General features: G+C 64.0%; 18 protein-coding genes, 2 tRNA genes, 2 rRNA genes and 1 pseudogene. 5 read left to right on the top strand and 18 right to left on the bottom strand.

The annotated features are described in order from the left end of the window. Positions 1–110 precede the first annotated feature (110 nt). Both AAFL97_RS08245 and AAFL97_RS08240 read right to left on the bottom strand, forming a co-directional pair. Positions 111–479: a nucleotide pyrophosphohydrolase gene (locus AAFL97_RS08245; protein ID WP_341644496.1), complete on the bottom strand. Its 369-nt coding sequence runs from the start codon at positions 477–479 to the stop codon at positions 111–113. Then, positions 476–1,321 (bottom strand): 23S rRNA (adenine(2030)-N(6))-methyltransferase RlmJ, encoded by an 846-nt coding sequence (locus tag AAFL97_RS08240; RefSeq protein ID WP_341644495.1) that lies wholly within the window; start codon positions 1,319–1,321, stop codon positions 476–478. Before AAFL97_RS08240 ends, AAFL97_RS08245 begins: the two co-directional genes overlap by 4 nt. A gap of 203 nt (positions 1,322–1,524) precedes the next feature. On the opposite strand from AAFL97_RS08240, the gene AAFL97_RS08235 reads away from it, so the two are divergent. From AAFL97_RS08235 to AAFL97_RS08225, 3 genes are all read left to right on the top strand, one after another. Further along, entirely contained in the window at positions 1,525–2,082 is a 558-nt protein-coding gene (locus tag AAFL97_RS08235; RefSeq protein WP_341644494.1) for a gamma carbonic anhydrase family protein, read from the top strand. 167 nt (positions 2,083–2,249) lie between these two features. Then, positions 2,250–2,966, top strand: coding sequence for an SIMPL domain-containing protein (locus tag AAFL97_RS08230; protein ID WP_341644493.1), 717 nt, complete (start codon positions 2,250–2,252; stop codon positions 2,964–2,966). Between the two features lie 84 nt (positions 2,967–3,050). Beyond that, positions 3,051–3,608, top strand: coding sequence for a C40 family peptidase (locus AAFL97_RS08225; protein ID WP_341644492.1), 558 nt, complete (start codon positions 3,051–3,053; stop codon positions 3,606–3,608). An 18-nt stretch (positions 3,609–3,626) separates the two neighbouring features. Here the strand turns inward: AAFL97_RS08225 and ftsB are convergent, their stop codons facing one another. From ftsB to AAFL97_RS08185, 8 genes are all read right to left on the bottom strand, one after another. Then, positions 3,627–3,899, bottom strand: a complete 273-nt coding sequence (ftsB, locus tag AAFL97_RS08220) for a cell division protein FtsB (protein ID WP_068638080.1) — start codon at positions 3,897–3,899, stop codon at positions 3,627–3,629. Between the two features lie 73 nt (positions 3,900–3,972). Beyond that, on the bottom strand, positions 3,973–5,256 hold the full coding sequence (eno, locus tag AAFL97_RS08215; RefSeq protein ID WP_341644491.1) for a phosphopyruvate hydratase: 1,284 nt from the start codon (positions 5,254–5,256) through the stop codon (positions 3,973–3,975). A 167-nt stretch (positions 5,257–5,423) separates the two neighbouring features. Beyond that, on the bottom strand, positions 5,424–6,263 hold the full coding sequence (gene kdsA / locus AAFL97_RS08210) for a 3-deoxy-8-phosphooctulonate synthase (RefSeq protein ID WP_341644490.1): 840 nt from the start codon (positions 6,261–6,263) through the stop codon (positions 5,424–5,426). 11 nt (positions 6,264–6,274) lie between these two features. Then, positions 6,275–7,912: a CTP synthase gene (locus AAFL97_RS08205; RefSeq protein ID WP_341644489.1), complete on the bottom strand. Its 1,638-nt coding sequence runs from the start codon at positions 7,910–7,912 to the stop codon at positions 6,275–6,277. Between the two features lie 204 nt (positions 7,913–8,116). Continuing rightward, a complete protein-coding gene (gene aqpZ, locus AAFL97_RS08200) occupies positions 8,117–8,809 on the bottom strand; it encodes an aquaporin Z (RefSeq protein WP_341644488.1) in 693 nt (230 codons plus the stop codon). A 340-nt stretch (positions 8,810–9,149) separates the two neighbouring features. Then, the gene (locus tag AAFL97_RS08195) at positions 9,150–9,692 is read right to left on the bottom strand and encodes an isochorismatase family protein (protein ID WP_341644487.1); all 543 of its coding nucleotides are present in this window, start codon (positions 9,690–9,692) and stop codon (positions 9,150–9,152) included. A 15-nt stretch (positions 9,693–9,707) separates the two neighbouring features. Further along, positions 9,708–11,699, bottom strand: coding sequence for an acetoacetate--CoA ligase (locus AAFL97_RS08190; protein ID WP_341644486.1), 1,992 nt, complete (start codon positions 11,697–11,699; stop codon positions 9,708–9,710). A 75-nt stretch (positions 11,700–11,774) separates the two neighbouring features. After that, positions 11,775–12,194 carry an acyl-CoA thioesterase gene (locus tag AAFL97_RS08185; protein ID WP_341644485.1) on the bottom strand — a complete coding sequence of 140 codons (420 nt, stop codon included), beginning with the start codon at positions 12,192–12,194 and terminating at the stop codon, positions 11,775–11,777. Between the two features lie 188 nt (positions 12,195–12,382). Between AAFL97_RS08185 and AAFL97_RS08180 the strand changes: the two genes are divergently transcribed. Then, on the top strand, positions 12,383–14,020 hold the full coding sequence (locus AAFL97_RS08180; RefSeq protein WP_341644484.1) for an electron transfer flavoprotein-ubiquinone oxidoreductase: 1,638 nt from the start codon (positions 12,383–12,385) through the stop codon (positions 14,018–14,020). A gap of 146 nt (positions 14,021–14,166) precedes the next feature. On the opposite strand, the gene AAFL97_RS08175 is transcribed toward AAFL97_RS08180, so the two are convergent. From AAFL97_RS08175 to purL, 4 genes and pseudogenes are all read right to left on the bottom strand, one after another. Beyond that, positions 14,167–14,625 carry a copper chaperone PCu(A)C gene (locus tag AAFL97_RS08175; protein WP_341647120.1) on the bottom strand — a complete coding sequence of 153 codons (459 nt, stop codon included), beginning with the start codon at positions 14,623–14,625 and terminating at the stop codon, positions 14,167–14,169. A gap of 245 nt (positions 14,626–14,870) precedes the next feature. Further along, a complete protein-coding gene (locus AAFL97_RS08170) occupies positions 14,871–16,115 on the bottom strand; it encodes a GGDEF domain-containing phosphodiesterase (protein WP_341644483.1) in 1,245 nt (414 codons plus the stop codon). Positions 16,116–16,178: 63 nt separating this feature from the next. Next, the gene (locus AAFL97_RS08165; RefSeq protein ID WP_341644482.1) at positions 16,179–17,507 is read right to left on the bottom strand and encodes an HD-GYP domain-containing protein; all 1,329 of its coding nucleotides are present in this window, start codon (positions 17,505–17,507) and stop codon (positions 16,179–16,181) included. A gap of 148 nt (positions 17,508–17,655) precedes the next feature. Continuing rightward, positions 17,656–21,590, bottom strand: a pseudogene (gene purL / locus AAFL97_RS08160) (phosphoribosylformylglycinamidine synthase). Between the two features lie 223 nt (positions 21,591–21,813). Between purL and AAFL97_RS08155 the strand changes: the two are divergent. Further along, a complete protein-coding gene (locus AAFL97_RS08155) occupies positions 21,814–22,263 on the top strand; it encodes a MaoC family dehydratase (RefSeq protein ID WP_341644481.1) in 450 nt (149 codons plus the stop codon). A 137-nt stretch (positions 22,264–22,400) separates the two neighbouring features. On the opposite strand, the gene rrf is transcribed toward AAFL97_RS08155, so the two are convergent. The 4 genes from rrf to AAFL97_RS08135 all read right to left on the bottom strand — a co-directional run bounded on the left by rrf (position 22,401) and on the right by AAFL97_RS08135 (position 26,064). Beyond that, positions 22,401–22,514 (bottom strand): 5S ribosomal RNA (rrf, locus tag AAFL97_RS08150). Between the two features lie 126 nt (positions 22,515–22,640). Then, a 23S ribosomal RNA gene (locus AAFL97_RS08145) occupies positions 22,641–25,621 on the bottom strand. A gap of 250 nt (positions 25,622–25,871) precedes the next feature. After that, a tRNA-Ala gene (locus AAFL97_RS08140) sits at positions 25,872–25,947 on the bottom strand. Positions 25,948–25,987: 40 nt separating this feature from the next. Next, positions 25,988–26,064: transfer RNA gene (locus tag AAFL97_RS08135), tRNA-Ile, on the bottom strand. Positions 26,065–26,080 lie beyond the last annotated feature (16 nt).

Below are 26,080 nucleotides of genomic sequence, written 5' to 3'. Positions count from 1 at the left end.
AAAGGCGCCATTGTTTCAGAAAATCGACAAGCCCCCAAACACCGCGTGACTCCCGCCAGCGCGGTTTACGCTGCGTTGCAGCATCGATGCAACACCGCCAGAGCCGGCCTTCACAGCCGATCGTACTTGTCGGCCCGCCCTCTGGCCTTGGCGGCCGGATAGCGCCCTGCATTGATTGCCATCTTGCGCACTGCGGCCTCCGCCAGGTCGACCTCGAGCACGTCGGCAAGGCGGACGAGATAGAGCAGAACGTCCGCCAGCTCTTCCGCCACCGCGCCGCGCGCCTCCGCATCCAGGCTGGCGGACTGCTCGGGCGTCAGCCACTGGAAATGCTCGATGACCTCGCCGGCTTCGCCGGCCAGCGCCATCGCGAGATTCTTGGGCGTATGGAACTGGTCCCAGTCGCGCTCGGCGGCGAAGCGGCGCAAGTCGTCGCGCAGGCCGTCGAGCCGATCCCGTCCCGTTCGCTGCGGCTTCATTCGATGCGGTGCTCCAGGTCGAAGCCGGCGCCATCGTCGACGCCCAGCGCCTCCGCCAGCCAGGGCATCATCGATTCGAGCCGCTCGGGCAGCACCCAAGGCGGATTGACGATGAACATGCCGCTGCCGAACATGCCGAAACCCTCGCGCGGCGGCCGGCGCACCGCCAGGCGGACGTCGAGCCAGCTGCCGGCACCCAGCTCCGCCAACCGCTCCGGCAGCCTGCGCGCTTCCGGACGTGCGAGCATCGGGTACCACACGGCGTAAGTGCCGGTCGGGAAGCGCCGCATCGCATCCCTGAGGCAATCGACCACATGGCGGTAGTCGTCCTTGACTTCGTAAGGCGGATCGATCAGCACCACGGCACGGCGGGAAGGCGGCGGCAGCAGGCTCTTCAGCGCACCGAAGCCGTCCGCCTTGCGGCACTGCACGCGTTCGGCCTCGGTGGCGAAAGTGCGCGTCAGCGAGTCGAAATCGGCCGGATGCAGTTCGAACAGGCGAAGACGGTCCTGCGGCCGCGCCAGCGTCATCGCCAGCGCAGGCGAACCGGGATAGAACAACAGGCGCCCATGGGGGTTGAACTGTGCCAGCGCCGCACGGTAGGCGGCCAGCGGCTCGGGCAGGTCCGTCCGGTCCCAGATGCGGCCGACGCCATCGACGTACTCGGCGGTCTTGCCGGCCTGCTCGCTGTCGAGCGCGTAGCAGCCGCCACCCGCGTGGGTGTCGATGTAATGCCAGGGCTTGTCCTTGCGGTTGAAATAGGACAGCAGTTCGAGCAGCAGGGTGTGTTTGAGGACGTCGGCGTGGTTGCCGGCATGGAAGGCGTGGCGGTAACTGAGCATGAAGGATATCCGTTTGCGACTCGCATGCTAGCACCGCAGCGGGGGAAAGCGCCAAGGCAGCCGGGGGAGCGGATGGGGAATTTCCCGCAGGATCAGGGACATTGCCGGACCCCGGAGTGGTTTGCAGCGCAGGATGCGCTTGCTATGATGCGCCCCCCGAGCGTCGGCACCGGCCGGCAGCCAGAGAGAGCGAGAAAACACACATGAGCATCTACGCCCTGGGCGATCGCGCGCCCCGTTTCGGCGAAGGATCCTGGGTCGCCCACAATGCGACCGTGGTCGGCGCGGTGGAGGCCGGTCGCGACGTCAGCATCTGGTACAACGTGGTGATTCGCGGCGACAACGATCCGATCAGGATCGGCGACGGCAGCAACATCCAGGACGGCTCGGTGCTGCATACCGACGACGGCGTGCCGCTGACCATCGGCGCGGACGTCACCGTCGGCCACATGGCGATGCTGCACGGCTGCTCGATCGGCGACGGCAGCCTCATCGGCATCAATGCCGTGATCCTCAACAAGGCGGTCATCGGCAAGCACTGCATCATCGGCGCCAACGCGCTGATCCCGGAAGGCAAGGCCATTCCCGACCGCTCGCTGGTCGTCGGCTCGCCCGGCCGGGTGATCCGCCAGCTTTCCGATGCCGAGATCGAACACCTGAAGTGGAACGCCCGCCACTACGTCGACAATGCGGCTCGCTACAAGACCGAGTTGCGGGCGATCGACCCGGCGACGGTGCTCGGGCAGCCGCCCGCTGCCTGAGCCCCCGGAGCTGCGAGGCATCCGGGGCCCGGTGCTGTCGGGTAATGCGCGCTTACAGCCATCCGTCCCGGCAAGAGACGATTTGCGGTATACCGGAGTCCCATTCATGGCGGCCTCTGCACCCGGAGTGCATCGGCCGCCTCTGTTCATCTCCCGGGAGTTCGCCCATGTCTCTTCGCCTCTGGCCCAGCATCATCCTCGGCGCCGCCCTCGTCTCGCCGCTTGCCGCAACTGTCGCGCTTGCCGCACCCGAGCAGAACGCCCGTCAGCAGCAAACCATCGAGTTCTCCGCGAATGCGAGCCAGGCCGCGCCGAACGACCTCGGCATCGCCACGCTCTATGCCGAAAGCAACGGCAAGGATGCCGCCGTGCTGGCGAAGGAAATCAACCGGCGTATCAGCAAGGCGCTCGATCTGGCGCGTGGCTTTGCCAGCGTGAAAGCCCAGTCCGGCGGAGTATCGACCTGGCCGGTGTATGCGAAGAACGGCCAGGGGAAGATCGAATCGTGGCGCATGCGCTCGGAGATCCGCATCGAAAGCCGGGACCTCGGTGCGCTGTCGGAGCTGATCGGCAGACTGCAGTCGGACCTGGCCTTGTCGGGCGTCGCCATGCAGCCTGCGCCCGAGACCCGGCGCAAGGCGGAAGAGGAAGCCACCGTCGGCGCGATCCAGGCTTTCGAGCAGCGCGCGGCGCTGATCGCCAAGACCCTCGGCAAGCAATACCGCATCGTGCATATGTCGATCGGTGACAGCGGAGGCATGCCGCCGATCAGGTATCGCATGCAGGCCGCGCCGGCGATGATGGCCGATGCGGCGGCGCCACTCGAAGGCGGCGAGAGCGAACTGGCAGTCAACATCAACGGCCGCATCGAATTGCTGGACTGAAGCAGGCCGGGCCTGCAAGCCCTGGCTTGCCATTGCCGGCTGCCGCGCTGGACGCGGCAGGCCGGCTCGATTATGTTTGCGCGCATGGAACACGCATCGACACCCGCTCCACGCCCGGCCATCCGCCTTGCCGGCATCGCCGCGCTTGCCGCAGCCGTCCTCGCCGGCTGCAGCTCGGCGCCCGCGCCCGGTCCGCGCGCGACCACGGATGCACCCATCACCCAGCCCCGCTACTTCACGCTCGAAGACGAGGCCCATGCGCAGGAAATGGTGCTGTTCGCGCTCGGCCTGCTCGACACCGGCTACCGCTTCGGCGGACGCAACCCCGAAGCGGGCCTGGATTGCAGCGGCATGGTGGCCTGGATCGTCGAGAACATCAGCGGCAAGCGCCTGCCGCACAACGCCGCGCAGATCGCCGACCGCACGCGGCCGATCAAGGTCAATCAGCTCCAGCCCGGCGACCTGGTGTTCTTCAACACCCTGAAACGCCGCCATTCGCACATGGGCATCTACATCGGCGACGGCCGCTTCATCCATGCGCCATCCAGCCGCGGCAGCGTCCGCGTGGAAAGGCTGGACAACCGCTACTTCGCGCCGCGCATCGACGGCGCACGGACGCTGATCGCCTCGAACCGAGGCTGAAGCTTCCGGGGCGGAAACCTATTTCTGCGGCACCTGCACGTAGATCTCTTCCGGCCGGGTCAGGCCGAGTTCGAAGCGTGCCCGCTCCTCGATCGCCTCGTTGCCCGACTTGAGATCGCGCACTTCGGCGTCGAGGCCGGCGTTGCGCTGTTCGAGCCTCAGGTTCTCGGCGCGCTGCGCCTGCAGCAGACGGTCGACTTCCCATACCCGCAGCCAGCCGCCCTTCCCCAGCCAGAGCGGGTATTGCAGCAGCACGACGAGGGCGAGCAGGATCAGGATGGGCCAGCGCATGGAAGGAATACCGCCAGTGCAGGTGCGACCGAGGCCGGCGGACGAGCCGCCGGCCTCGGTCGTGCCTCAGCGCTCAGCGCAGGTTGTAGAACGCGCGCTTGCCCGGGTAGAAGGCGGTGTCGCCCAGATCTTCCTCGATGCGCAGCAGCTGGTTGTACTTCGAGATGCGGTCCGAACGCGACAGCGAGCCGGTCTTGATCTGCATCGCGCGCAGGCCGACGGCGATGTCGGCGATGGTCGAGTCGTCGGTCTCGCCCGAACGGTGCGAGATCACCGCGGTGTAGCCGGCCAGCTTGGCCATCTCGACGGCGGCGAAGGTCTCGGTCAGGGTGCCGATCTGGTTGATCTTGATCAGGATCGAGTTGGCGATGCCCTTTTCGATGCCTTCCTGCAGGATGCGGGTATTGGTGACGAACAGGTCGTCGCCCACCAGCTGCACCTTGTTGCCCAGGCGCTCGGTCAGCACTTTCCAGCCTTCCCAGTCGCCTTCGGCCATCGCGTCCTCGATCGACACGATCGGGAACTTGTCGCACAGCGTCGCCAGGTAGTCGGTGAAGCCTTCGGCGGTCAGCGACAGGCCTTCGCCCTTCAGCTCGTACTTGCCGTCCTTGTAGAACTCGGAGGCGGCGCAGTCGAGCGCCAGCAGCACGTCCTGGCCGGGCACGTAGCCGGCGGCGATGATGGCTTCCTGGATCAGGTTCAGCGCTTCCTCGGTGCCGGATACGTTGGGGGCGAAGCCGCCTTCGTCGCCGACCGTGGTCGGGTAGCCCTTGCCATCGACGATCTTCTTCAGGTGCTGGAAGATCTCGGCGCCGCAGCGCAGGGCTTCGCGGAAGCTGCCCATGCTCACCGGCATGATCATGCATTCCTGGATGTCGAGGCTGTTGTTGGCGTGTTCGCCGCCGTTGATGACGTTCATCATCGGCACCGGCATCACCATCGGGCTGGAGCCGCCGAAATAGCGGTACAGCGGCAGGCCGGCCTCTTCGGCGGCGGCCTTGGCCACGGCCATCGACACCGCCAGCATGGCGTTGGCGCCCAGGCGCGACTTGTTCTCGGTGCCGTCCAGCTCGATCAGGGTGCGGTCGATGAAGGACTGGTCTTCGGCGTCGAGGCCGATGATGGCTTCGGCGATCTCGGTATTCACGTTCTCGACCGCGCGCAGCACGCCCTTGCCGAGGAAGCGCGACTTGTCGCCGTCGCGCAGTTCGATCGCTTCGCGCGAGCCGGTGGACGCGCCCGAGGGCACGGCGGCGCGGCCCATCACGCCGGATTCCAGCAGCACGTCGGCTTCGACGGTCGGGTTGCCGCGGGAGTCGAGAATCTCGCGGGCGATCACATCAACGATTGCACTCATGTGTTTGTCCTGTTGCAGTTACGGGATGATTCGAATCGATCACGCGGGGGCGTGAGCCGGCAGAAAGAATGCTCGCAGTATGCTCGCGCCCGCGCGCCGCCTTGTGGGCGCCGCCGCGCTATAGCGCTCATCAGTCCGTGCGGATACCGCCGCCCCCCAGCCATTTTTCAGAGCGTCGTTTCGAGGAGGCCTTCGCGCTTGACCAGCACGTCGATCTCCTTCAGCGTCGCCAGCAAGGCCTTCATCTTCGGCAGCGGCCAGGCGTTGGGGCCGTCGGACAGCGCCTTGGCCGGATCGGGATGGGTTTCCATGAACAGGCCCGCCACGCCGACCGCGACCGCCGCGCGCGCCAGCACCGGCACGAACTCGCGCTGGCCGCCCGAAGCCGTGCCCTGCCCGCCCGGCAGCTGCACCGAATGGGTGGCATCGAACACCACCGGACAGCCGGTGTCGCGCATGATCGCCAGCGAACGCATGTCGGAGACGAGGTTGTTGTAACCGAAGGAGGCGCCGCGCTCGCAGACCATGATGGTGTCGGCGCCGCCATTGGCCTCGCGCGCCTTGTCGGCGACGTTCTTCATGTCGCCCGGGGCGAGGAACTGGCCCTTCTTGATGTTGACCGGCTTGCCGCTGGCCGCCACCGCATGGATGAAATCGGTCTGGCGGCACAGGAAGGCTGGCGTCTGCAGCACATCGACGACCGAGGCCACCACCGGGATTTCCTCGATGGTATGGACGTCGGTCAGCACCGGCAGAGCGAGCTGCTTCTTCACTGCTTCGAGCATCTTGAGCCCGGCATCCATGCCGTGGCCACGGAAGCTCCGGCCCGAGCTGCGGTTGGCCTTGTCGTAGGAGGCCTTGAAGATGTACGGAATGCCCAGTTCGCCGCAGATTTCCTTCATCTGGCCGGCGATATCCAGGCACATCTGCTCGGATTCGGCCACGCAGGGGCCCGCGATGAGGAAGAAGGGCTTGTCGAGTCCGACTTCGAAACCACACAGGTTCATGCTTCGCTCCTTCAGGCGCTGGCCTGCTTGCGTGCGATTGCCGCCTTCACGTAGGCGGTGAACAGCGGGTGTCCCTTGCGCGGGTTGGACGTGAATTCGGGATGGAACTGGCAGCCGACGAACCACGGATGCACGTCGGTGGGCAGTTCGACCATCTCGCACAGGTCGGTGGCCGGCGCACGACCCGCCACCACCAGGCCCTTGTCTTCCAGCCTGGCCAGCAGCGTGTTGTTCACTTCGTAGCGGTGGCGATGGCGCTCGATGATCTCGGCCGCACCGTAGATTTCGCGCGCCAGCGTGCCTTCCTTCAACTGGCAGAGCTGGCCGCCCAGGCGCATCGTGCCGCCGAGGTCGGACGCTTCGCTGCGCTTCTCGACCCGGCCGCTGCGGTCCTTCCATTCGGTGATCAGGCCGATCACCGGGAAACGGGTGTCGGCTGCGAACTCGGTCGAATGCGCGCCTTCCATGCCGGCGACGTCGCGGGCGAACTCGACCACGGCAAGCTGCATGCCGAGGCAGATGCCCAGATAAGGCACTTTGTTCTCGCGCGCATGGCGGATGGCCGCGATCTTGCCTTCGGTACCGCGCTTGCCAAAGCCGCCGGGCACCAGGATGGCGTCCATCGTATCGAGCACGCCGCAGCCGTCGCGCTCGATGTCCTCGGAGTCGATGTAGTGGATCCTGACCTTCGACTCGGTGTGCATGCCGGCGTGGTTCAGCGCCTCGATCAGCGACTTGTACGATTCGGTCAGATCGACGTACTTGCCGACGAAGCCGATGCTGACCGTCTGCTTCGGATGCTCGAGCGCATGGATCAGCTTCTCCCACACCGACAAATCGGCCGCGCGGGCCAGGATGTCGAGCTTGTGGCAGACGATCTGGTCGAGCATCTGGTCGTGCAGCATGCCCGGAATCTTGTAGATCGAGTCGGCGTCCAGGCATTCGATGACCGCTTCGGGCATCACGTTGCAGAACAGCGCGATCTTGCGCCGCTCGTCCACCGGGATCGAGCGGTCGGCGCGGCACAGCAGGATGTCGGGCTGGATGCCGATCTCGCGCAGTTCCTTGACCGAATGCTGGGTCGGCTTGGTCTTCAGTTCGCCCGCGGTCGGGATGTAGGGCAGCAGCGTCAGGTGGATGAAGCAGGTGCCGTTGCGGCCTTCCTCGAAACCCATCTGGCGGATCGCTTCGAGGAAGGGCAGCGACTCGATGTCGCCCACGGTGCCGCCGACTTCGACGATCGCCACGTCGGCGCCTTCGGCGCCGCGCTTGACGTAGGCCTTGATCTCGTCCGTGATGTGCGGGATGACCTGCACGGTCTTGCCCAGGTATTCGCCGCGCCGTTCCTTCTTCAGCACCGACTCGTAGATCTGGCCGGTGGTGAAGTTGTTGCGCTTGCTCATCTTGGCGCTGGTGAAGCGCTCGTAGTGGCCGAGGTCGAGGTCGGTCTCGGCGCCGTCCTCGGTGACGAAGACCTCGCCGTGCTGGAACGGGCTCATGGTGCCCGGATCGACGTTGATGTAGGGATCGAGCTTGAGGTGCGTGACCTTGATGCCACGGGACTCGAGGATGGCCCCCAATGAGGCCGCCGCGATGCCTTTGCCCAAGGAGGACACGACACCGCCGGTAACGAAGACGTATTTGGTCATGGGAACAGTGCTGCGGGAAAGCGCGATGATAACCGATCCGCCCGACCGAAGTCAGCCCGCAGGCAGCGGCGGGCCACGGTCAACTGCAACAATGATGATCATGCGCCCGTCCGCGCAAACGGCAGACGGCCCCTGCTCCATCCCCTCCAGCCGGCAAGGCCTGGAGAGAGCGGAACAGGGGCCGCTGACGCCCGTGGGATAGGCTCAAGCCTTCTTTTCGCAGCCGATGCAGCGATAGACCACGGCGCCGAGCACCGCACCGATGATCGGTGCGATCCAGAACAGCCACAGCTGGGCCGTCGCCCAGTCGCCGACGAAGACCGCCACGCCGGTGCTGCGCGCCGGGTTGACCGAGGTGTTGGTGACCGGGATGCTGATCAGGTGGATCAGCGTCAGGCACAAGCCGATGGCGATCGGCGCGAAGCCCTGCGGCGCACGCTTGTCGGTGGCACCGAGGATGACGATCAGGAACATCATGGTCATGACCACTTCGGTGATCAGCGCCGCCTGCAGGCTGTAGCCGCCGGGCGAATGCTCGCCGTAGCCGTTCGAGGCGAAGCCGCCGGAGACGTCGAAGCCGGCCTTGCCGGTGGCGATCAGGTAAAGCACGCCGCCGGCGGCGATGCCGCCCAGCACCTGGGCGACGATGTAGGGAAGCAGCTCCTTGGCCGGGAAACGACCGCCGGCCCACAGGCCGATCGACACCGCCGGGTTGAGGTGGCAGCCCGAGATGTGGCCGATGGCGAAGGCCATCGTCAGCACGGTCAGGCCGAAGGCCAGCGACACGCCCAGCAGGCCGATGCCGACATCCGGGAAGGCCGCGGCCAGCACGGCGCTGCCGCAGCCGCCCAGGACCAGCCAGAAAGTTCCGAAGAACTCCGCACCATATTTGTTCATTTATTTCTCCGTTGTTTTGTTGGCGACACTGCCAGACGAGCGTGAAGGGGAAGGGATTTCCTGTCTCCGCCGGGATGGAAGCGCCTGTCCAAGGCCGGCCCATCCCTGGCAAAAAAGGAAATCCAGCCGAATCCTAGACGATTGGCGCGGGCCTGGCAAAGTGCGCACGCCCTGTTCGGGCAACAGACCCGCACCGCAGCAAAGCAGATCAACAGAAACTGGCCCTGGCCAGCATCCGAAAGGCCGATATCACATGCTGTACCGCAACATCCCGCCCCCGGGAAATGATTTCGTCAAATGACGCTGGCAAACCCGCTTCATCAATGCCCCGGCGGCGGGCTCAACGGATGAAATCCCGGTTCACTTCACGAAAGAGTTCGGTGCCGCCGCGCTGCAGCCATTCGAAGGCGACCATCTCGCGCGACACGATCTCGATGCCGTGGCTGCGCATGCGCGCGAAGGCCAGGTCGCGGTTGGCCGGATCGCGTGAGCCTGAGGCTTCGGCGACGATGAACACTTCCTTGCCCGCCCAGCGCAGGTCGAGCGCGGTCTGCTGCACGCAGACATGGGCTTCGGTGCCGCACATGATGACCTGGCGGCAATCCGCCACCGCGGTGCCGGCCAGGCAGCCATCGCCCTGCGCCGAAAAGCACTGCTTGCCGACGTACTGCGCGCCGGCGGTGGCGGCGCGTACCGACTCCAGCGTACCGCCGATCTTGTCGGGGAAATGCTCGGTGACGACGATGGGCACGCCCATGCGCCCGGCGACCTGCGCCAGCCAGATGCAGTTGGCCTCGACCTTGTCGTTGTCGTGGATGGAAGGGGCAAGCTTCGCCTGCACGTCGATGATCAGCAGGACGGATTTCTCACGGTTCATCAGCACGTCGTTCTCCTGGTGTCAGTCGGCCAGTTCGGCGCGGCTACGGAAATCGGCCAGCGCTTCGGGATTGGCCAGCGCTTCCTGATTCTTCACCGGCCGGCCATGCACCACGTTGCGCACCGCCAGTTCGACGATCTTGCCGCTCTTGGTGCGCGGGATGTCCTCCACCTGCAGCACCTTGGCCGGCACATGGCGCGGCGTGGTGTTGTCGCGGATCGTCTGCCTGATGCGCTGCACCAGGCCGTCGTCGAGCACCAGCCCCTCGCGCAGCCTGACGAACAGCACCACGCGCACGTCGTTCGGGTTCTGCGGCGGCCAGTCCTGGCCGATCACCAGGCTCTCGACGACTTCGTCCAGCTTCTCGACCTGGCGGTAGATTTCCGCCGTGCCGATGCGCACGCCGCCGGGGTTGAGCGTGGCGTCCGAGCGGCCGTAGATGATGATTCCGCCGTGAGCGGTGATCTCGCAGAAATCGCCATGGCACCAGACATCGGGGAAGCGATCGAAATAGGCAGCATGGTACTTGCTGCCGTCGGCGTCGTTCCAGAAACCCAGCGGCATCACCGGGAATGGCCGGGTGCACACCAGTTCGCCCTTCTCGCCCCGCACCGGACGGCCATCGTCGTCCCAGACGTCCACCGCCATGCCCAGGCCACGGCACTGGATCTCGCCGCGCCACACCGGCAGCACCGGGCTGCCGAGCACGAAGCAGGAGATGATGTCGGTGCCGCCCGAGATGGACGAAAGCTGCAGGTCGGCCTTGATCTCGCGATAGACGTAGTCGAAACCTTCGGGCACCAGCGGGCTGCCGGTGCTCATCATCGCCCGCACGCTGTCGAGCCGGTGCGTCTCGCGCGGCTTGAGGCCGAACTTGGCGCAGGCGTCGATGAACTTGGCCGAGGTGCCGAAGTGGGTCATGCCTTCGGCGTCGGCGTAGTCGAAGATGACGTGGTTGTCGCCGGCGAAGGGCGAGCCGTCGTAGAGCAGCAGCGTGGCGCCGGCCGCCAGGCCCGACACCAGCCAGTTCCACATCATCCAGCCGCAGGTGGTGAAGTAATAGACGCGGTCGCCCGGCTTGACGTCGGAGTGCAGCCGATGCTCCTTGAGGTGCTGCAGCAGCGCGCCGCCGGCGCAATGCACGATGCACTTGGGCACGCCGGTGGTGCCCGAGGAATACATGATGTACAGCGGGTGGTCGAAGGGCAGCTGGGCGAACTCGATGTCGTCGACGAAATGGAACGGCGCGATGAAATCGGCGTACATGCGCGCATGCGACACTTTCGACAGGTCGTGGTCGTGATGCACGTAGGGCACGACCACCACGCGCTCGACCGAAGGCAGCTGGCCGACGATCTCGCCGAGCTTGTCGAGCACGTCGACGGTCTTGCCGCCGTAGTAGTAGCCGTCGCAAGCCACCAGCACCTTGGGTTCGGTCTGGCCGAAGCGGTCGAGCACGCCCTGCACGCCGAAATCGGGCGAGGCCGAGGTGAAGATGGCGCCGATGCTCGTCGCCGCCAGCATCGCGACGACCGTCTCGGGCATGTTGGGCATGTAGGCGGCAACGCGATCACCCGCCACCACGCCCTGCTCGCGCAGCGCAGCGGCGAAATGGGCCACGGCGCGGTACAGCTCGCCATGGCTCATGCGGTTCTTGACGCGGTCCTCGCCCCAGAACACCAGCGCATCATGAGCGTCGCGCGAACGCAGCAGGTTCTGCGCGAAGTTGAGCCGCGCATCCGGAAACCACTTCGCCCCCGGCATCCGCTCGCCATCGACCAGCACACGCTCGCCGCGCGTGCCGATGACGCCGCTGCCCGCTGCCCCTTCGCCGTCCCAGACGCTGAGCCAGAACTGCTCGGGCTGCTCGACCGACCAGGCATGCAGCGCTTCATGGTCGGGCAGCGAAACACCCCAGCGCTTTTCAACCGCGAACCGGAATGCGGTGACGTTGGCCGAAGCGATCCGCTCCGGCGAAGGTTGCCACAAGGGCTTGTCGTTTGCAGGATTCATGATGTCTCCTCACCATCGATCGATATTCACGCAAGTTGAGCTGCCTGCTATTCCGGCGCTCCTGCGGTCGAATGTTCAGCCGGCAGCGCTGTCGAGCAGCGCCCGGATCGCTTCGGGCAAGGGCGCGGACCTGCCGGTGGCGTTGTCCATCCATACCGTCTTCGCCGCGCCTTCGGCGTAGAGCCTGTCCTCTCCCTCGACGTAGAGCTCGTACCACGTCATCACGCTCGTACGCCCCAACTCGCCGGCGTACATCCTGACGACGACGGTTGCAGGATAATTGACCGGCGCGAAAAAGGTGCAGCTGGCATTGATGATCACCGGCCCGGCCGTCTCCTTCGGGCTGACCTGGAAACCCATCTTCTCGGCCCATTCGCAGCGGGCCTGCTCGAAATAGCGGAAATAGACCGTGTTGTTGACATGGCCGTAGGCATCCATGTCGCCCCAGCGCACCGGAATACGGGTCGTATGAACGAGCGTTGCCCCTTCTTTCATGTTGTCGTCTCCATTGTTCGTTCTGGCCGGCCTCGTTCGACCGGCTTTTTTCAAAAGCGCGCACACTGTAACATACGCATCCGTATGTTCCGCGAGGCAGGCTTACGGACCACCCGCGACCGTTTAAACTAGGCCGTTTCGCAAATCGGCAAGAAAGCGAAGCATACCTTCGCGCACAGGAGAACAGGATGGAACGCGACTCGATGGACTTCGACGTACTGATCGTGGGCGGTGGCCCGGCAGGGCTGTCGTCGGCGATCCGGCTCAAGCAGCTGGCGTCGGCGCAGGGTCGGGAACTGTCGGTGTGCCTGATCGAGAAGGCGGCCGAGCTCGGCGCCCACATCCTGTCGGGCGCGGTGATGGACCCGCGGGCATTGACCGAGCTGCTGCCGGACTGGAAGGCGCAGGGCGCGCCGCTCAAGACCGCGGTGACCGAGGACAAGGTGCTGTTCCTCGACGAGACCGGCGCGCGCCAGCTCCCCAACGGGCTGCTGCCGGACTGTTTCGTCAACCACGGCAACTACATCGTGCGCCTGGGCAACGTGGTCAAGTGGCTCGGCGAGCAGGCCGAGGCGCTGGGGGTGGAAGTCTATCCGGGCTTTGCCGGTGCCGAGATCCTGTACGACGAGGCCGGTGCGGTGAAGGGCGTCGCCACCGGCGACATGGGCCTGAACCGCGACGGCACACCGGGCCCGCACCATCAGCCGGGCATGGAACTGCACGCCAGATACACCCTGTTCGCCGAAGGCTGTCGCGGCCACCTGGGCAAGCAGCTCGAAGCGAAGTACGACTTGCGCGACGGCGCCGACCCGCAGACCTACGGCATCGGCATCAAGGAGCTGTGGGAAGTCAAACCCGAGCACCACCGCCCCGGCCTGGTCGTGCACACCGCCGGCTGGCCGATGGACAGCGCCACCTACGGCGGCGGCTTCGTCTATCACCTCGAGGACAACCTGGTCGCGGTCGGCTACGTCGTCGGCCTGAACTACAGCAACCCGCACCTGTCGCCCTTCGAGGAGATGCAGCGCTACAAGACCCACCCGGAGATCCGCAAATATCTCGAAGGCGGCAAGCGGCTGCAGTACGGCGCGCGTGCCATCGCCGCGGGCGGGCTGCAGAGCCTGCCGCGGCTGATCTTCCCGGGCGGGGCGCTGATCGGCGACGACGCCGGCTTCCTGAACGCGGCGCGCATCAAGGGCAGCCATGCGGCGATCAAGTCGGGCATGCTCGCGGCCGAAGCAGCGTTCGACGCCCTGGCACAGGAACGCCAGCGCGATGCGCTGACCGCCTATCCGGCGGCCTTCCAGGACTCCTGGCTGCACGCCGAGCTGCACAAGACGCGCAACTTCAAGCCCTACATGAAGAAAGGCCTGTACCTGGGCTCGCTGCTGTTCGGCATCGACCAGGTGCTGTTCAAGGGCAAGGTGCCGTGGACGCTGCACAACACGGCGGACCACACCGCACTCAAGCCGGCGGCCGACTGCGCGAAGATCGACTACCCGAAGCCGGACGGCGTGCTCACTTTCGATCGGCTCTCTTCGGTGTTCCTGTCGAACACCAACCACGAGGAAGAGCAGCCCTGCCACCTGCGGCTGAAGGACGCCACGGTGCCGATCGCGATCAACCTGGCCAGGTACGACGCGCCCGAGCAGCGCTACTGCCCGGCCGGGGTGTATGAGATCGTGCAGGAAGCGGCCGGGCCGCGGCTGCAGATCAACGCGCAGAACTGTGTGCACTGCAAGACCTGCGACATCAAGGACCCGACGCAGAACATCGAGTGGGTCGTGCCCCAGGGCGGCGAGGGGCCGATTTACCAGGGGATGTGACGGCACAACAGCCTGCCGGCTGCCGCCGAGCGCAGGATCGACGCAGGCGCACGACCACACCCGCAGCCCGAAACCGGGCTGCGGGTGTGGCGTTGGGCGGCAGGCGGCGATTCCGTGCCGCTACGCAACGAATCTATGAATCGGACTTAGTGCTGGCCGTGCCTATGCCCGCCGGCGACTGCGTTGAGGGGGCAGGCCGGCACTTTGAGCTCGATCGTCCGGCGCTCGCCGTTGGCTTGCTCGATGACGATGCTCAACGGCACCTCGTCGCCCGCCTTCACCTGCTGCTTCAAGTCCAGCAGCATCACGTGATAGCCGCCGGGCTTGAGCTCGACGGTCTCCCCGGCCGGAAGATCCAGGGCGGCGACGGGGTTCATCCTCATCACCTCGCCTTCCATACGCATCTCGTGGATCTCGACCACGCCGGCAAGCGGCGAAGCGGCGGCAACGAGGCGGGCGGCACGATCCGATTTCAGCTGCATGAACGCACCCGTGGCCTTCTGTTGCGCCACGGTGGCACGAACCCAGGCATCGGCAACGGTGACATCGGCAAAAGCCGGCAGGGAACCCAGGACGAGAGCCAGGGCAAGAGCAGTTTTCTTCATGATCGAAGTCCTCGACGACAAAACACATGCAAGGCCCGGACCGCGACGTCGGATGGTGGTGGAGGCGGTCAGGCGCGGGAATTCATGCACCGGCAGGTGCAGACGGACTCATGCATGCGCGGGTGGTCAGGCAGGAAGGCGTTTACGAAAGCGGCGCACGGGTCGGCAGGCTGGACATCGTCCGCGGATTATATATACCCACAGGCTCCGGGCAGACCTTGATGTCGCTCAGGCGCCCTTTTGTCTCAGGACAATGAGCCTGGATGGATGCGGGAGGCGTCGTAGCGCCTGAGCCAGGCAACGAAATCGTCCAGCGCCAGCGCCGGCGAAAAATGGAAACCCTGCAGATGGTTGCAACCTAGGGCGGCAAGCGCAGCCGCGGTCTCCGCATCCTCGACGCCTTCGGCCGTCACCATGACCCCCAGACGATGGGACAGCTCGATGATCGACGAGGCGATTTCCCGATCCCGTTCCGAGCTCAGCAGATCGACGACGAAACTGCGGTCGATCTTCACCTCCTGCACCGACAGATGCTTGAGCCGGCTCATGCCCGAAAAGCCGGTGCCGAAGTCGTCGATCGAGAGCTTGACGCCGAGCAGGCGCAGGCGGCAGAGCACGTCGGCAACGCCTTCCCTCGCATCGTCGACCATGTCGGTCTCGGTGATCTCGAGACACAGCTTGCGAGGGGGCATCCCCCACGTGGACAGGGCCTGGCCGATGAGGTCGGGAACTTCGGCATCGTAGAGATCGGTGGCGGACAGGTTGATCGACAGCGTGATGTCGAAACCCTCCGCATCCAGCCGCGCAAGCGCCTGGGCTGCATGCTGGAACAGCCAGCGGTTGAAGCGATGGCGCATGCCGAGCCTGTCGATCAGGCCGAGCACCACGGGTGGCGCCACCCATTCGCCGGGCACGCGCTCCCAGCGCAGCAAGCCTTCGGCAGCATCGCACTCGCCATCGATCGCGTGAACCTTGGGCTGCAGGAAAAGCTGCAAGGGCCTGTCACCGCCAAACGCGCCGTGGAGGTCACGTTCGAGGACGGCGAGCCGCGGCGACGTCCGCTCCATCGACTTGTCGTATATCGCGCCCCGCTCGCCTCTTTGCTGTGCATCGAGCGCCGCGATCCACGCCGACTGCACCAGATAGGACGGATCCTCGCCGTGCTCGGGAGACACTGCCGCGCCGCAGATGAACTGGATCGGCAGTTCCAGGCCATCGAACTGGAACGGAGATTCGCCGAAGACCTGCTCGATCTTCAACATCGCCAGGGTCAGCACCGCCCTGCTCGGCAGTGCCGGCAGCACGATCAGCCATTCTCCCCGGCCAAGCGCGAACAGGCTGTCGCCGCTGCGCAGCAGCCGTTTGAGAATCACGCCCATCTCGCTCTCGAGCCTGCGGCCCTGCTCGAGCGACAGCCGGCAGATGGAGATGTTGGGCTGGATGCTGGCCGCGATGACCCCGAGCTCGGCCCCCTGGGGACTGCCGTCCATCGGGTGGCACGAAATTTCGTTCAGGGCCGGCAACAAATCGGGAGAGCTCAGGAGTGCCATCGGTCAGGCCAGGTAGAAATCATTGGGATCGATGCCGTATGCATTGGGGGGCAAGGCGCGGAGAATCCGGTAAGGTTCTCCGGCAGCCGTTTCGGGCTGCATCAGCAGGTCCAGTATCCGCGGAAAGCGCTCGACCGCCTTGTCCGGTCCGAGGATGATGATGACGCGCGGCTGCAGCCGCCGTACCTGGTTCTGCTGGATGACCACGGCCACTTCGCCGGAATTGAGCTCCACCAGCGTCCCGATCGGATACAGCCCGATGCATTGCAGGAACTGGTCGACCAGCGCGTCGCGGAACAAGGTGTTGCGCAGCCGGTTGATCTCTTCCATCGCGCGCTGGCTCGACACCGCCGGCAAATAGACCCTGTCCCGGGTCATCGCACAATAGGTATCGACGAGGCCGGCCATCTCGGCGGCCAGCGGGATGTTCATGCCCTTCAGACCGCGCGGATAGCCGCTGCCGTCGAAACGCTCGTGATGCGCGGCAATGATGCCGAAGATCTCGGGGTCCACGTTGTCGCTGGCCTTGAGCAGTGCCAGGGTGTGCAGCACGTGGGCGCGCACGTGCTCGAACTCGCCGTCGTCCAGCGGCCCTGCCTTGGCCAGGATGTCGGGGTCGATCCTGACCTTGCCGATATCCTGCAACAAGCCCGCCAGCCCGAGCTGACGAATGTTTCTCGTGTCCAGTCCGACGAAGCGGGCGAACACCATGGCGTGGACCGAGACGTTGAGCGCATGGTCATAGGTGTAGCGATCCGTGCGCTTCAGGCGGGTCAGCCACATCAGGGCATCGGAATTGCGCTCGACCCCCTGCGCCATCTCGCCCACCAGGCCTTCCAGGCGGACGATGTCGATGTTGTCGCCGGCATCGATCGCCACCTGGGTTTCCCGCAGGGCGCGATACACGTCATCAACGATCGGCGCGGAATAGAACAGCTCGGATTCGAGGCGGCTGCGGCCATCTGCAGCCCTGACACGCGGAATGCTCGGCCTGCGCTGGGTGTGAATCCTGCCTCTGAAGCTGCGTGCAACGGCGAGGAAGCGCGAAGCCTCCTCGCGACTGTCCCGCTCCTCCTCGTCGGCCGTGCTCGAACGAAGGCCCGGCCCCTTGAGCGGCTCGTCCTTCTCGACTGCGCGGGTGCGCTGGTGCTCACCGACCGAGCGACTGCGGTCGATGACGACATGCTTGCAAAGGCGCTGCAAGGTTTGGAGTTCATCGGACGTCGTGACAAGAAAGCCCTGCAACATGAAGGGTGTCTCCACCCAGGGCCGGTCGATGTCCGCGACGTACATCCCGATCTGGACCTCGCTTGCCGGAATCGTGCTATTCAATCAAAGGCTCCATGAGCACCCTTTCGACGAAGGGTGATTTCTCGGTCGGAAACTCTTTAACGACAGGACGACACCGGACCTGAGTTCGGTCCGGGCCCTGCATCCCCAGTTTGGGCAATACTGGGCCGGCAGAATCACCTCCGGAGAATCATCCCAGCCATGCTCTCGCATTGCGGAACATGCGCAGCCAGGGTGAGGCATCCGGGCTCTCCTCCACCAGCCAGCGCGGCGCCCAGGACATCTGCAAGGTACGCGCCGTGCGTTCGGGGTGGGGCATCATGATGGTGAACCGTCCGTCCGCCGTCGTAAAACCGGTCGCACCGCCCGCCGAGCCGTTCGGATTCGAGGGATAGCGCTCGGTGGGCGAGCCATGACGATCAATATATCGCAATGCCATCAAGGCGGCTGTGCGATCCTGCTCGCTCGCGAACACGGTCCGGCCTTCGCCGTGGCTGACGACGATCGGCATGCGGCTGCCCGCCATGCCCTTGAACAGGATCGACGGGCTGTCGGTGACTTCCACCATGACGAAGCGGGCTTCGAATTGTTCGCTGCGGTTGCGGTGGAAGGTCGGCCAGTTTTCGGCACCCGGGATGATCGGCGCCAGATGGCCCATCATCTGGCAGCCGTTGCAGACGCCGAGGGCGAAAGTATCGCTGCGGCGGAAGAAAGCTTCGAATTCGTCGCGCAGGCGGCTGTTGAACAGGATAGACTTGGCCCAGCCCTGCCCTGCCCCCAGCACATCGCCGTACGAAAAGCCGCCACATGCCGCCAGCCCGTGGAAATCGGCCAGATCGATCCGGCCCGCTTGCAGGTCGGACATGTGCACATCCACCGGCGTGAAACCGGCGCGCTCGAAGGCTGCGGCCATTTCCAGTTGCGAATTCACGCCCTGCTCGCGCAGCACCGCGAGCTTCGGCCGCACGCCGCTGGCGATGAAGGGGGCGGCAACGTCCTCCTTGACGTCGAAGCCCAGCGACACCGACAGGCCGGGATCGGCGGCATCGGCCAGGTCTTCGAACTCCTGGCGGACCGACTCCGGATCGTCACGCAGCATCGCGATGCGATGGCTGGTCTCCGACCAGGCCTGCAGCAGCTCGACGCGGCTGGCGGCGAACACCAGCTTGGCGCTGCGGCGCAGGCGATCTCGTCCATCGCGTTCGGCTCGCCGATGAAGTGGTAGGCGAGCCCTGCCGAGCGCAGCACTTCGGTGATACGCGAGCGGTCGTCGCGGCGGATCTGCACCACCGCGCCGAGCTCCTCGGCGAACAGGCCGGCGAACAGGCGATCGTCGAAACGGCCCTTGAGCGTGTCGGGCTTCTTCTCCAGCCCATCGACGTCGTTCATGTAGGGGTCGTAGCAGACGGTGTCGAGCACCAGCGACAGGCCGCACCTGGCCGCGAAAGCCATTTCGCAGACGGCAGCGAACAGCCCGCCATCGGAGCGGTCGTGGTAGGCCAGCAGCAGATCGTCCGCGCGCAGGCGCTGGATGGCATCGAAGAAGGCCTTGAGCTGCACCGGATCGACGTCCGGCGCATGCTCGCCGACCGAACCGTAGGCCTGGGCGAAAGCCGAGCCGCCGAGGCGGTTCAGGCCGTTGCCGAGGTCGATCAGCAGCAGTTCGGTATCGACGCCTTCGGGCAGTTGCAGCTGCGGCGTGAGCGTGCTGCGGATGTCGCGCACCGGCGCGAAGGCGGTGGCGATCAGCGACAGCGGTGCGACCACCTGCTTGTCCCGACCTTCGTCCTGCCAGGCGGTGCGCATCGACAGCGAATCCTTGCCGACCGGAATCGACAGCCCTGCCGTGATGCAGAAATCGGACACGGCCTTAACCGTGTCGTAGAGCCTGGCATCCTCGCCGCGATGACCGGCCGCCGCCATCCAGTTGGCCGACAGCTTGACGTCGCCGAGCTTGCCGATGTCGGCGGCGGCGATGTTGGTGATGGCCTCGCCGATCGCCATGCGGCCCGAGGCCGGCGCATCGACGCAGGCCAGCGGCGTGCGCTCGCCCATCGCGAAGGCTTCGCCGCGATAGCCCTGGAAGCTCATCGCGGTGACTGCCACGTCGGCCACCGGCACCTGCCAGGGGCCGACGAACTGGTCGCGCGCGGTCAGACCGCCGACCGAGCGGTCGCCGATGGTGATCAGGAAGCTCTTGCTGGCGACCGCCGGCATCCGCAGCACGCGCAGGCCGGCTTCCTTCAGGTCGAAGCCGGTGGTGTCGAAAGGCGGCAGATGGACGGCGCGGCGCGACACCTTGCGCGTCATCTTCGGCGGCTTGCCGAGCAGCACCTTCATGTCCATATCGACCGGCTTGTTGCCGAAATGGCGATCGGAGACGGTGAGATGGCCATCGGCTGTCGCCGTGCCGAGCACCGCGAAGGGGCAGCGCTCGCGTTCGCAGAAGGCCTGGAACATCGGCAGGCTTTCGGGCGCGATCGCCAGCACGTAGCGTTCCTGGGATTCGTTCGACCAGATCTCGCGCGGGCTCATGCCCGGCTCCTCGATATGCACTTCGCGCAGCTCGAAGTGCGCGCCGAGGCCGGCATGGTCGGCCAGTTCCGGCATCGCGTTCGACAGGCCGCCGGCGCCGACGTCATGGATGGCGATGATCGGGTTGTTGTCGCCCTGCTGCCAGCAGGCGTCGATCACTTCCTGGCAGCGGCGCTGGATCTCCGGGTTGCCGCGCTGCACCGAGGCGAAATCGAGATCGGCGGTGTTGGTGCCGGTCGCCATCGACGATGCGGCACCGCCGCCGAGGCCGATCAGCATGCCTGGGCCGCCGAGCTGGATCAGCAGGGTGCCGGGCGGGAAAGTCGGCTTTTCCGACTGCCGGGCCTGGATGCTGCCGAGGCCGCCCGCGATCATGATCGGCTTGTGGTAGCCGCGCACCTCGCCTTCGACTTCCTGCTCGAAGGTGCGGAAATAGCCCGCCAGGTTCGGGCGGCCGAATTCGTTGTTGAAGGCGGCGGCGCCGATCGGCCCTTCGATCATGATGTCGAGCGCCGATGCGATGCGGTCGGGCTTGCCGTAGGCCTTTTCCCAGGGCTGGCCGAAATCCGGGATGTTCAGGTTGGACACGGTGAAGCCCGCCAGCCCGGCTTTGGGCCGCGAGCCGCGCCCGGTCGCACCTTCGTCACGGATCTCGCCCCCGGCACCGGTCGCCGCTCCGGGAAAGGGCGAAATCGCCGTCGGGTGGTTGTGCGTCTCGACCTTGGCAAGGATGTGGGTTTCTTCCTCGTGGTAGCGGAAGGCCTTGTCCGCATCCGGATACAGTCGCGCGATGCGGGCGCCCTCGATGATCGAGGCATTGTCCGAATAGGCGACCACCGTGCCTTCGGGATGGGCCTTGTGCGTATCCTTGATCATGCCGAACAGGGACTTGTCCATCGGCCGCGCGTCGATCACCCAGTCGGCGTTGAAGATCTTGTGCCGGCAGTGCTCCGAGTTGGCCTGCGCGAACATCATCAGCTCGACGTCGGTCGGGTTGCGTCCCATGCGGCCGAAGTTGTCGACGAGGTAGTCGATCTCGTCCTCGGACAGCGCGAGCCCGAGCTCCCCGTTCGCCTTCTCCAGCGCCTCGCGCCCGCCGGCAAGAATATCGACCGAGGTCAGCGGCTGCGGCTCGTAATGGTGGAACAGGGCTTCAGCCTCATCGACGGCGTTCAGCACCGACTCGGTCATGCGGTCGTGCAGCAGCGGCAGCAGTGCGGCATTGTCTTCCGCGCCGCGGGCATCGATCGTGTAGGCGATGCCGCGCTCGATCCGCACGATCTGGCTGAAGCCGCACTGGTGGGCGATGTCGGTCGCTTTCGAGGACCAGGGCGAAATCGTGCCCAGCCGCGGCACGACCAGCTTCAGGGCCCCCGCCGGCAACACCGCTGTCGCGGGACGCGCATCGAGCAGATCGGCCAGGCGTTCCTGTTCCTCAATCGACAGCGGCGCCGATATCTCGACGAAATACCAGTGCTCCGCAGCAAGGGCCTTGAGCCTGGGCTGAAGCTCGGCGACAGCCCTAGAAAGACGTTCCAGACGGGAAGAGGACAGCGCCAGGGCACCGCGTAGCTTGAGAATCGAAGTCATGTTCTTCATGGAGAGGAAGCGTGGACGAACGGCAGGCAGCCGCTCGATATCGAGCCCCGGATTATACCCGAGGCACCGAAGCTCTCCGGACTGCAAGTGCCCTTCGCGCGCAAGCCCCGCGGCAGGATGCTTCATTCATGCCCTGGGCAATCAGATCGGCTATATTGACGCCTCCCGGCGTCACCCACCTGGACGCCGCGATCATTTCAACAGGAACCGAAACATGAGCGACAACACCCGGAATTTCGACGAACTGTACGGCTACCGCTTCGAGGATCTCACGCTCGGCCAGTCCGCCTCGATGTCCCGTACCGTATCGGAAGCGGACATTCTGCTGTTTGCCGGCGTGTCGGGCGACACGAACCCCGTCCATCTGGACGAGGAATTCGCTTCGAGCACGATGTTCGGCGGCCGCATCGCGCACGGCATGCTTTCCGCCGGCCTGATCTCCGCCGTCTTCGGCACCCGTCTGCCCGGCCCCGGCTGCATCTACCTGTCGCAGAACCTCAAGTTCAAGGCACCGGTGAAGATCGGCCAGACCGTCGTTGCCCGTGTGACGGTGAAGGAGCTCAAGGCGGAAAAGCGCCGGGCCGTGTTTTCGACGGTCTGCACCTGCGGCGACACCGTCGTCATCGACGGCGAAGCGGAATTGCTGATTCCCGCCCGCAGCTGACACAGCAGCATTGAAAACAATGCCCAAGCGCGCAGTTTGCGCGCTTTTTTGCATCGAACGGCTGTTGAACGTGAGGCTATAGACGTAAAAAAGCCCGACCACAGGTGTGTTGGTCGGGCATTTTTACGGAGTAGTTAGTCTGACGATGACCTACTTTCACGAGGGCGGACCTCACTATCATCGGCGCGTTTGTGTTTCACGGTCCTGTTCGGGATGGGAAGGGGTGGTTCCACAAAGCTGTGGTCGTCAGACTGTGACTTGTTCCCTGGGAGGCGTTGTGGCCTTTCAGGGCAAAGTAGGAAGAAGTGTGCGTGTTGTGTGATTGGTGCGCGTGTTGCGCACTTTTTTCGAGTTCTAGTGTGTGTATCCAAGGTTATAGGATCAAGCCACACGGGCAATTAGTATCGGTTAGCTCAACGTGTTGCCACGCTTCCACACCCGACCTATCAACGTTGTGGTCTTCAACGACCCTTCAGGGGGCTCGAGGCCCCGGGGAAGTCTCATCTTGAGGCGAGTTTCCCGCTTAGATGCTTTCAGCGGTTATCTCTTCCGCACATAGCTACCCGGCGATGCGACTGGCGTCACAACCGGTACACCAGGGGTGCGTCCACTCCGGTCCTCTCGTACTAGGAGCAGGCCCTCTCAAACTTCCAGCGCCCACGGCAGATAGGGACCAAACTGTCTCACGACGTTTTAAACCCAGCTCACGTACCACTTTAAATGGCGAACAGCCATACCCTTGGGACCGACTACAGCCCCAGGATGTGATGAGCCGACATCGAGGTGCCAAACTCCGCCGTCGATGTGAACTCTTGGGCGGAATCAGCCTGTTATCCCCAGAGTACCTTTTATCCGTTGAGCGATGGCCCTTCCATACAGAACCACCGGATCACTATGACCTGCTTTCGCACCTGCTCGACGTGTGGGTCTCGCAGTCAAGCCACCTTTTGCCATTGCACTATCAGTACGATGTCCGACCGTACCTAGGTGACCTTCGTACTCCTCCGTTACCTTTTGGGAGGAGACCGCCCCAGTCAAACTGCCCACCATGCACGGTCCCCGACCTGGATTCACAGGCCTGGGTTAGAACCTCGACGACACCAGGGTGGTATTTCAAGGTTGGCTCCACCGGAACTGGCGTCCCGGTTTCATAGCCTCCCACCTATCCTACACAAGTCCCGTCAAAGTCCAATGCAAAGCTACAGTAAAGGTTCATGGGGTCTTTCCGTCTAGCCGCGGGGAGATTGCATCTTCACAAACATTTCAACTTCGCTGAGTCTCAGGAGGAGACAGTGTGGCCATCGTTACGCCATTCGTGCAGGTCGGAACTTACCCGACAAGGAATTTCGCTACCTTAGGACCGTTATAGTTACGGCCGCCGTTTACCGGGGCTTCGATCAAGAGCTTGCACCCCATCACTTAACCTTCCGGCACCGGGCAGGCGTCACACCGTATACGTCCACTTTCGTGTTTGCACAGTGCTGTGTTTTTAATAAACAGTCGCAGCCACCGATTCTCTGCGGCCCCTTCGCCCTTCGGATGTACTCCTACAAGCTAACGGGGCATACCTTCTCCCGAAGTTACGGTATCAATTTGCCGAGTTCCTTCTCCTGAGTTCTCTCAAGCGCCTGGGTATTCTCTACCAGCCCACCTGTGTCGGTTTGCGGTACGGTCAGTTCTAGACTGAAGCTTAGAGGCTTTTCCTGGAAGCAGGGTATCAGTTGCTTCGGACCCGAGGGTCCTCGTTATCACGCCTCAGCTCAGCCCGGCGGATTTGCCTACCGGGCACGCCTACACGCTTGAACCACCTATTCCAACAGATGGCCAACCTAACCTTCTCCGTCCCCCCATCGCATCTAGAACCGGTACAGGAATATTGACCTGTTTCCCATCGACTACGCATTTCTGCCTCGCCTTAGGGGCCGACTCACCCTGCGCCGATGAACGTTGCGCAGGAAACCTTGGGCTTACGGCGAGGGTGCTTTTCACACCCTTTATCGCTACTCATGTCAGCATTCGCACTTCCGATACCTCCAGCATCCCTTACGAGACACCTTCGCAGGCCTACGGAACGCTCCCCTACCACGTGTCAAAGACACATCCGCAGCTTCGGTTCATGGCTTGAGCCCCGTTACATCTTCCGCGCAGGACGACTCGACTAGTGAGCTATTACGCTTTCTTTAAAGGATGGCTGCTTCTAAGCCAACCTCCTAGCTGTCTGTGCCTTCCCACCTCGTTTGCCACTTAGCCATGCATTTGGGACCTTAGCTGGCGGTCTGGGTTGTTTCCCTCTTGACACCGGACGTTAGCACCCGATGTCTGTCTGCCGTATATCACTTTGCGGTATTCGGAGTTTGCTATCGCGGGGTAGATCGCAGTGACCCCCCCAACGATTACAGTGCTCTACCCCCGCAAGTGTCCGTACGACGCACTACCTAAATAGTTTTCGGGGAGAACCAGCTATTTCCGGATTTGTTTAGCCTTTCACCCCTATCCACAGCTCATCCCCTAACTTTTCAACGTTAGTGGGTTCGGACCTCCAGTGCGTGTTACCGCACCTTCATCCTGGCCATGGATAGATCATCCGGTTTCGGGTCTACGCCCAGCAACTACGACGCCCTTATCAGACTCGCTTTCGCTACGCCTCCCCTATTCGGTTAAGCTCGCTACTGAACGTAAGTCGCTGACCCATTATACAAAAGGTACGCAGTCACCCCTCAACAACCCTCCGGGTTTTTTTTCCTCCCCAACTTTTTCCCCTTTGTTCTTTTGACTCGGCTCACGCCTCGTCCAAAGAACCCCAAAAGGCTTTTTGCAGGGGCTCCCACTGTTTGTATGCATGCGGTTTCAGGATCTATTTCACTCCCCTCCCGGGGTTCTTTTCGCCTTTCCCTCACGGTACTGGTTCACTATCGGTCGATCACGAGTATTTAGCCTTGGAGGATGGTCCCCCCATCTTCAGACAGGATTACACGTGTCCCGCCCTACTTGTCGCACGCCCAGACCCGCCACCGGCTTTTCGCATACGGGACTATCACCCTGTATCGTCGGACTTTCCAGACCGTTTTGCTAAGCTGATGGTTTAGTCGTGCAGGCTCTTCCGTGTTCGCTCGCCACTACTTACGGAATCTCGGTTGATTTCTGTTCCTGCGGCTACTTAGATGTTTCAGTTCGCCGCGTTCGCCTCCTCTGGCCTATGTATTGAGCCAGGGATGACCCTTGCGGGCCGGGTTTCCCCATTCGGACATCGTGGGATCAAAGCTCTATTGCCAGCTCCCCCACGCTTTTCGCAGGCTTACACGTCCTTCATCGCCTGTGATCGCCAAGGCATCCACCACATGCACTTAGTCGCTTGATCCTATAACCTTGGTGCCTCCACAGAAGCACCCCTGTCACAGGTCGAACTCGTTTGTGCGGCCCAAACTGTGCTGACAACGCAGTTTGAGCCAATGCAATCACACAACTGCAGTACGCACCGGCTCGATGCGTACTACACTTCTTCCACTTTGTTAAAGAGCAAACCTCAAACCGGTATCGCTACCGATCAAGAAGTCAGAGATGGTGTCTATCTAAAACACCATCTCTGACTTCCCGAAACGCGCATGACCTGGTGGAGCTGGTCGGGATCGAACCGACGACCTACGGCTTGCAAAGCCGCCGCTCTCCCAGCTGAGCTACAGCCCCCTTGTCTTCAGCAACCAAGGCTTCAAGCAACCCTAAATCCTGGTGGGTCTGGTTGGGTTCGAACCAACGACCCCCGCCTTATCAAGACGGTGCTCTAACCAGCTGAGCTACAGACCCTCTTCTCATGCACCTT

Source organism: Thauera sp. SDU_THAU2, assembly GCF_038260575.1.
Classification (GTDB): Bacteria; Pseudomonadota; Gammaproteobacteria; order Burkholderiales; family Rhodocyclaceae; genus Thauera.
Note: the sequence above shows the minus strand (reverse complement) of the source record. Positions and strands in the feature narration are given on the sequence as shown.

What these genes read in the sequence shown, in the direction of transcription:
- AAFL97_RS08190 (WP_341644486.1), bottom strand. Translation starts at nt 11,699, where the DNA reads ATGAATCCTGCAAACGACAAGCCCTTGTGGCAACCTTCGCCGGAGCGG.
- AAFL97_RS08245 (WP_341644496.1), bottom strand. Translation starts at nt 479, where the DNA reads ATGAAGCCGCAGCGAACGGGACGGGATCGGCTCGACGGCCTGCGCGAC.
- AAFL97_RS08185 (WP_341644485.1), bottom strand. Translation starts at nt 12,194, where the DNA reads ATGAAAGAAGGGGCAACGCTCGTTCATACGACCCGTATTCCGGTGCGC.
- AAFL97_RS08205 (WP_341644489.1), bottom strand. Translation starts at nt 7,912, where the DNA reads ATGACCAAATACGTCTTCGTTACCGGCGGTGTCGTGTCCTCCTTGGGC.
- kdsA (WP_341644490.1), bottom strand. Translation starts at nt 6,263, where the DNA reads ATGAACCTGTGTGGTTTCGAAGTCGGACTCGACAAGCCCTTCTTCCTC.
- eno (WP_341644491.1), bottom strand. Translation starts at nt 5,256, where the DNA reads ATGAGTGCAATCGTTGATGTGATCGCCCGCGAGATTCTCGACTCCCGC.
- AAFL97_RS08170 (WP_341644483.1), bottom strand. Translation starts at nt 16,115, where the DNA reads ATGGACGGCAGTCCCCAGGGGGCCGAGCTCGGGGTCATCGCGGCCAGC.
- AAFL97_RS08235 (WP_341644494.1), top strand. Translation starts at nt 1,525, where the DNA reads ATGAGCATCTACGCCCTGGGCGATCGCGCGCCCCGTTTCGGCGAAGGA.
- AAFL97_RS08230 (WP_341644493.1), top strand. Translation starts at nt 2,250, where the DNA reads ATGTCTCTTCGCCTCTGGCCCAGCATCATCCTCGGCGCCGCCCTCGTC.
- ftsB (WP_068638080.1), bottom strand. Translation starts at nt 3,899, where the DNA reads ATGCGCTGGCCCATCCTGATCCTGCTCGCCCTCGTCGTGCTGCTGCAA.
- AAFL97_RS08180 (WP_341644484.1), top strand. Translation starts at nt 12,383, where the DNA reads ATGGAACGCGACTCGATGGACTTCGACGTACTGATCGTGGGCGGTGGC.
- aqpZ (WP_341644488.1), bottom strand. Translation starts at nt 8,809, where the DNA reads ATGAACAAATATGGTGCGGAGTTCTTCGGAACTTTCTGGCTGGTCCTG.
- AAFL97_RS08240 (WP_341644495.1), bottom strand. Translation starts at nt 1,321, where the DNA reads ATGCTCAGTTACCGCCACGCCTTCCATGCCGGCAACCACGCCGACGTC.
- AAFL97_RS08225 (WP_341644492.1), top strand. Translation starts at nt 3,051, where the DNA reads ATGGAACACGCATCGACACCCGCTCCACGCCCGGCCATCCGCCTTGCC.
- AAFL97_RS08175 (WP_341647120.1), bottom strand. Translation starts at nt 14,625, where the DNA reads ATGAAGAAAACTGCTCTTGCCCTGGCTCTCGTCCTGGGTTCCCTGCCG.
- AAFL97_RS08155 (WP_341644481.1), top strand. Translation starts at nt 21,814, where the DNA reads ATGAGCGACAACACCCGGAATTTCGACGAACTGTACGGCTACCGCTTC.